5 protein-coding genes are annotated in these 6,487 nt (G+C 63.7%); 2 read left to right on the forward strand and 3 right to left on the reverse strand.

Annotated elements, in window-relative coordinates:
- Positions 1–978: an ABC transporter permease gene (locus AC3FNH_RS11900; RefSeq protein ID WP_488720182.1), complete on the reverse strand. Its 978-nt coding sequence runs from the start codon at positions 976–978 to the stop codon at positions 1–3.
- A gap of 126 nt (positions 979–1,104) precedes the next feature.
- Positions 1,105–2,691 carry an ABC transporter substrate-binding protein gene (locus tag AC3FNH_RS11905; protein ID WP_488720183.1) on the reverse strand — a complete coding sequence of 529 codons (1,587 nt, stop codon included), beginning with the start codon at positions 2,689–2,691 and terminating at the stop codon, positions 1,105–1,107.
- Positions 2,692–3,010: 319 nt separating this feature from the next.
- On the opposite strand from AC3FNH_RS11905, the gene AC3FNH_RS11910 reads away from it, so the two are divergent.
- The gene (locus AC3FNH_RS11910; RefSeq protein WP_488720184.1) at positions 3,011–4,204 is read left to right on the forward strand and encodes a M20 aminoacylase family protein; all 1,194 of its coding nucleotides are present in this window, start codon (positions 3,011–3,013) and stop codon (positions 4,202–4,204) included.
- 15 nt (positions 4,205–4,219) lie between these two features.
- On the forward strand, positions 4,220–5,248 hold the full coding sequence (locus AC3FNH_RS11915) for a DUF2891 domain-containing protein (RefSeq protein ID WP_276098628.1): 1,029 nt from the start codon (positions 4,220–4,222) through the stop codon (positions 5,246–5,248).
- 4 nt (positions 5,249–5,252) lie between these two features.
- Here AC3FNH_RS11915 and AC3FNH_RS11920 read toward each other — a convergent pair whose 3' ends face one another.
- Positions 5,253–6,170 (reverse strand): DUF3047 domain-containing protein, encoded by a 918-nt coding sequence (locus tag AC3FNH_RS11920; protein WP_488720185.1) that lies wholly within the window; start codon positions 6,168–6,170, stop codon positions 5,253–5,255.
- Between the last annotated feature and the right edge of the window lie 317 nt (positions 6,171–6,487).

Below are 6,487 nucleotides of genomic sequence, written 5' to 3' on the forward strand. Positions count from 1 at the left end.
TCAGCCCTTGTTGTCGGCAATGCGCACGCGCGGATCGAGCACGCTGTAGACGATGTCCACCGCCAGATTGATCAGGATGAACAGGGTCACAATCACCATCAGGTAGGCGACGATCACGGGCCGGTCGAGCAACTGGATCGAATCGATGATCAGCTTGCCCATGCCGGGCCAGGCGAAGATCGATTCGGTCACGATCGCGAACGCGATGATCGAGCCGAACTGCAGCGCGATCACCGTGACGATCGGGATCAGGATGTTCTTGAGCACGTGCACGCCGACGATGCGGGCGTTGGACAAGCCTTTCGCGCGCGCGAATTTCACGTAGTCCTGCAGCATGGCCTCCTGCGTGCCGGCGCGCGTCAGGCGGATCACCATGGCGATATTGAGCAGCGAGAGCGTCACGGCTGGCAGGATCAGGTGGCGGATGCCATCGACAGTCAGAAAGCTCAGCGGCACACCCAGCACGCGCACGGTCTCGCCGCGTCCGTTCGACGGCAACCAGCCGAGCTGCACGGCGAACACCATGATCAGCATCAGCCCGACCCAGAAGGTGGGCAGCGAGAAGCCGAGGATCGACACCGTCATGATCGACTTGCCGGCGACGCCGTTGGGACGCAAGCCGGCCCACAGGCCCAGCGGTATGCCCAGCACGATGGCCAGCAGGATCGCGAACACCGCCAGCTCCAGCGTGGCGGGCATGCGCTCGAAGATCAGCTTGAGCGCAGGCGTGCCGTGGGCGAACGAAGTGCCCAGGTTGCCGTGCAACGCATTCTGCAGGAAGACGAGGTATTGCTCCCAGAGCGGCTTGTCGAGCCCGAGCGCGGCGATGGTGCGCCGGATGTCCTCCTGGTCCGCCTGCGGATTGATCAGGATGTCGACGGGATTGCCGATGGCAAAGACGCCGAGAAAAACGAGCAGCGACATGATAAAGAGCACAACCACGCTCTGCATCAGTCGCCGGATGATAAAGACCAGCATGTCAGACCACTATCCTTTCGCACACCGCTGCGGGCCGCGCCGGGCCAGCCCCGCGTCCGTCCCTGGCGCTGCCCGCATGGTGTACGTTGCCGCGATGACTACCCGCGGGCGACCGGCTGGCGCCGCTTATTGCGGCTTGAAGTTGTGCGCATAGGTGCGTTCGTCGGTGCGCGGTACATAGACGATACCCTTCTGCGTTGCCCAGGTGGTCACCTGCTGGTGGATCGGGATGATACCGCCGTCGTGGATCGCGATGGCAGTGGCCTCCTGCAGCAGCTTGGAGCGCTCGCCGTCATCCACGGTCGACAGGGCCTTTTCCAGCACGACATCCATCTTTGGGTTGCAATATTCGCCCCAGTTGGTCGTGCCGAAGCCCTTCTTGCTGTCTTCGCAAGCGAGCAGCGCGCGCAGCGGAGAGCTCACTTCGCCGGTCTGCGCGCCCCAGCCCAGCAGGCCGAACGACCATTCATGCTTGATGCCCTTGGACGAATATGTGGCCATCGGCATGCCTTCCACCTTGGTCACGATGCCGACGCGAGTGAGGTTCTGCGCGATAGTCTGGGCGATCTTCTCGTCGTTGACGTAGCGATTGTTGGGCGTGTGCAGCGTCACGCCGAAGCCATTCGGATAGCCGGCCTCCGCAAGCAGCTTCCTGGCGCCCTCCGGGTCGTACTTGACCGTCTTGAGGTTCGGGTTGTAGCCGAACAGCGTGGGCGGCACGAGGTTGTTGGTCGGCTCCGAGAGGCCCTCCATCAACCGGTCCTTGATGCCCTGCCGGTTGATGGCCATGCTGATGGCATTGCGCACGCGCGCATCCTTCAGCGGGTTCTTGTCCATCGGCTGGCCCTCCTTCGTCGTGACGTATGGCGACTTGTCACGCTTGGTATCGAAGTACAGGTAGATCACGCGATGCGAAATCTTGGAGAAGAACGACAGCTTGGGATCGCTGCGCACCTTCGGCAGGTCAGGTGTCGGCACATTCTCGATCGCCTGTACGTCGCCCGACAGCAGCGCGGCCAGGCGCGTGGCCGGGTTGGGGATGAAGCGCAGCGTCACCTTGTCCCATGCGGGCTTCGGCCCCCAGTAGTCATTGTTGCGCACCAGTTCGACCCGGTCATCGCGCGCGTAGCTGACGAACTTGAACGGGCCGGTGCCGACCATGCCCTTGCCCTGGGCAAAGTCATCGGAGCTGAGCCCCTGAGTTGCCTTCTTCTGTACGATGAAGATCGACGCAAGGTCGCTCAGCATCAGCGGATAGGGCTGGTTGGTGGTTAGCTGGATCGTGTACTTGTCGATGATCTTCTTGTTGATGATCGCCTTGGTGTAAACGTCGAACTTGCCGGGGCTGTTCTGGATCGTGGCCGGACGGTCGAGCGACCACGCAACGTCGTCTGTGGTCAGCTCGGAACCGTCATGGAACTTCACGCCCTTGCGGATCTTGAACTCCCAGGTCAGGTTGTTGACCATCCTCCACGACTCCGCCAGGCCGGGAATGATGCGGCTGTCGGGATCCAGCTTGATCAGCGAATCGAATATGTGCTCCGACACGTTGATGTTGGAGAACAGGTTGTAGAAGTGCGGATCCATCGAGGTCGGCGGCGAACTCATGGCCAGTTTGAGGTCGGCGGCCTGTGCTGCACCGGCCAGCGCAAGGCTCATGGCCCCGGCTACCGCGACAGCACCAAATGCCTTCTTGAATGTGCGAAGGGACATCGCGCATTTCTCCCAGGGACAGGTGGAGCAACGTTAGGATCGGCAATGCGCGCGCAACGGACCCGAAGGCGGCGCTGCATCCTGGTGCGGTCTTGCACGCTGTGGCGACGGTATTGCCGGCCGGGCACTTCAAGCACGAACTGTTCCAGCAACCGATCAAACCGGGCATTGGGGGAAACCCACCCACATGTATTGCAGTGCGCCATCGCACCATGTTCCATGTCGCCCCAATCGGGCGCAAAGCGGCCCGTTTTGGCGCTTTCCGGGCGGGCATCGTATGATCGGGGTTCCAACCGCCGGCCGCACCCTCTGCTGCATCATGAAGCTCATTCCCGAAATCCTGCAGGCGCAAGCCGAAATCCGTACGATCCGACGCGACATCCATGCGCATCCCGAGTTGTGCTTCCAGGAACAACGCACGTCCGACGTGGTGGCGCGCACCCTGGAATCCTGGGGCATCGAGGTCCACCGGGGACTGGGAACGACCGGCCTCGTCGGCGTGATCCGCCAGGGCAATGGCAAGCGCAGCATCGGCCTGCGCGCCGACATGGATGCGCTGCCCCTGCAGGAAGCCAACACCTTCGGCCATCGGTCGCAGCATGACGGCCGCATGCATGCCTGCGGCCACGACGGCCACACGGCCATGCTGCTCGGCGCGGCGCGCTATCTGGCCGAGCACCGCAACTTCGATGGCACCGTCAACCTGATCTTCCAGCCGGCCGAGGAAGGCGGCGGCGGCGCGCGCGAGATGATCAAGGACGGCCTGTTCGAGCGCTTTCCGTGTGATGCCGTCTTCGGCATGCACAACTGGCCGGGCATGCCGGTCGGCGCGTTCGGCACGCGCGCGGGTCCGCTAATGGCGTCGAGCAACGAGTTCCGCATTGTCGTGCGCGGCAAGGGCGCGCATGCGGCCATGCCGAACAACGGCAACGACCCGGTGTTCACCGCTGCGCAGATCGTATCGGCCCTGCAGGGGATCATCACGCGCAACAAGCGGCCCATCGATACGGCCGTGATCTCGGTCACCCAGTTCCATGCCGGCGATGCGACCAATATCGTGCCGGACCAGGCCTGGATCGGCGGTACCGTGCGCACTTTTACGCTGCCGGTGCTGGACCTTATCGAACGGCGCATGGAGGAAGTGGCGCGCGCGGTGGCTGCTGCCTTCGACTGCACGGTCGATTTCGAATTCCATCGCAATTACCCGCCGACGATAAACAGCGTGGCGGAGGCGGAGTTTGCCGCCGGCATTGCGACGGCGCTGGTGGGCGCGGACATGGTCGATGCCGATGTCGAGCCGACGATGGGCGCGGAAGATTTCTCGTTCATGCTGCAGGAGAAGCCGGGCTGCTACCTGTTTATCGGCAACGGCGACGGCGCGCACCGCGAGTCCGGGCACGGCATGGGGCCATGCATGCTGCACAACCCGAGCTATGACTTCAACGATGAACTGCTGCCAGTCGGGTCGACGTTCCTTGTCAGGCTCGTGGAAGCGTGGCTGGCCCCGGCCTGAGCGAGCAAAATGGCCATGGGGCGCATCGCACTGGATCGAACTCACGCAAATGGCTTTGCCCGGGTCGCGCTCGACAACATCGGGCGCCGCTATCCGTACAAGCTGGAGCACATGTTGACCGGGCCGGACGACCGGCTCGATCCAGCGGTCCTGCACCCGGTGTTCTGCGGCAGCTATGACTGGCACTCCAGCGTGCACATGCACTGGCTGCTGGTCCGCCTGCTGTCCCTCTGGCCCGACCTTGAGGATGGATCGCGGATCAGGGCCACGCTTGATGGGCAGTTCCGTCCCGAGGCCATCGAAGCGGAGCTGGCGTACTTCCTTCAGCCGGGCTCGCGCACGTTTGAGCGGCCGTACGGCTGGGCGTGGCTGCTGCGCCTGCAGGCCGAACTCCAGTCCGCTGGCGCGAACGATGCACAGGCCGCGCAATGGGCCGAGGCCTGCGCGCCGCTGGCACGGCACCTGGCCCGGCAACTCGTCGACTATCTCGATGTGGCCGATTTCCCGGTCCGCACCGGCACGCACTTCAACAGCGCGTTCGCGCTGATCATGGCGCTTTCCTACGCGCGCGCAGACCAGCATCACGCACTGCGCCGAGCCATTGTCCGGCGCGCGCATCGCTGGTTTGGCCATGACCAGCACTACCCGGCCCGCTATGAGCCGGGCGGCGACGAATTCCTGTCAGGAGGACTGACGGAGGCCGTCCTGATGCATGCCGTCATGGACGGATGTGCTTTTGCGGAATGGTGGGAGCTATTCGCCCCCTCGCGCACGGAACTGGCGAACTGGCTGACGCCTGTGGCTGTCGCGGACCGCAGCGACCCCAAGATGACCCACCTCGATGGCCTCAATCTGTCACGTGCGTGGTGCTGGCGCCTGCTGGAGCCGGCATTGCCCGAGGACTTGCGCCCGCTGGCAATCCAGGCCTGGTCAGACCATATCGAAGCCTCGCTGCCGCAGGCCATGCATGGCAGCTATGTCGCGACGCACTGGCTTGCGTCCTTCGCGGTGCTGGCGCTCAGTGAGCCGGTCGGCGGCCCGTGACGAACTAGTCCAGCGCGATGTCGCCGTACCAGGACTCCGCCTTGCTGCGGGTGTTGTCAGTATCGGTCATGATGCCGACGGCGATGACCCGGCCGGGATCCGTGCCGAAGGCCTTGCGATAATCGGCGCGCAGGTCGCGTTCGTGGCAACGCCATTCATTGGCGTGCTTCGCGCCGCTATCCACCACGATCATGCGGACACGATCCGTATGCGGATTCGATAGGACCGTGCCTTCCGGACGCTTGCCACCCCAGATGTACATCAGCGTCGCGTAGGGCATCTCGCGCCCCGTCGTCAGCCGCGCCATTTCGTACATGAGCTGGTCCTTCAACGACAGGCTGCCCTTGTCACCATCGAATGCGACAAAGAGGCGCAGCGGTGAGTCTTCGCGCTGGCCTTGGCCGTTGTCCGCATTGCGGATGACGCCATTGGTCTTCCACGTCCAGCGCAGCATGCCCGCATCGCGATCGCGCAAAGGCACGTAGAGACCGGAGGCTGAACTGTCAGCCTGGGCGTGGACAACGACGCGCTGCTCCACTTCGGCCAGCGTATAACGAGTCGGGGTCTTGTTCCGGTTGATTGTCCATGGCTGCCAGCCTACCGGCAGCGGACTGCGCAGGGACGCAGAGGAAAAACGTGGAAGGTTTGCCAGGGGCGGCGGCGGTACGGCATCGCCATCGTCGCCGGCTTCGGCCTCGACGGCTTGCTGGTTGGCAGCGGCCATCGGATCGGACATCGGTGCATCGGCGGCGCTGTTCGCATCCGGCGCGACGCGCGCCGCGAAGACCTTGCAGTCGATGGCCGACACGGCCGCCATCGATGCGGGATCCGCGGGCGGACTGACTTGCGTCGATGCGCATCCCGCCAACGTCAGCGCGACCGCCACGCCAGTCGATACAAGCCGATACGTCCTGGCCGCCATCTGCCCCCCTGCTTCCGTAAATCCGCCCGTCCGGCTGCTTCGCAGCGGGCTTTGGTATTGCGTACTGCTTGCCGCGTATTGCGCGCGGCAGACTGCTTCATCCCGGTCAGTCCGGGACTTGGATGGAAATTATCAGAAGCGGTGCACGCGCGGAATACTCCGGTACCCGAATCACCGGCAAACAACAGCCCGCAGGGATCTATGCATGGGTCCGCGCTGTGGTCTCCAGAAAGACAAAACCCCTCGCAGCACACGCTGTCGAGGGGTTTTGCATTGTAAGAGCCTGGCGATGACCTACTTTCACACGGGTAATCCGC

This window comes from Cupriavidus sp. 22TCCZM01-5, assembly GCF_057798915.1.

Coding starts and splice junctions, on each gene's coding strand:
- AC3FNH_RS11905 (WP_488720183.1), bottom strand. CDS start 2,691: ATGTCCCTTCGCACATTCAAGAAGGCATTTGGTGCTGTCGCGGTAGCC.
- AC3FNH_RS11915 (WP_276098628.1), top strand. CDS start 4,220: ATGGGGCGCATCGCACTGGATCGAACTCACGCAAATGGCTTTGCCCGG.
- AC3FNH_RS11900 (WP_488720182.1), bottom strand. CDS start 978: ATGCTGGTCTTTATCATCCGGCGACTGATGCAGAGCGTGGTTGTGCTC.
- AC3FNH_RS11920 (WP_488720185.1), bottom strand. CDS start 6,170: ATGGCGGCCAGGACGTATCGGCTTGTATCGACTGGCGTGGCGGTCGCG.
- AC3FNH_RS11910 (WP_488720184.1), top strand. CDS start 3,011: ATGAAGCTCATTCCCGAAATCCTGCAGGCGCAAGCCGAAATCCGTACG.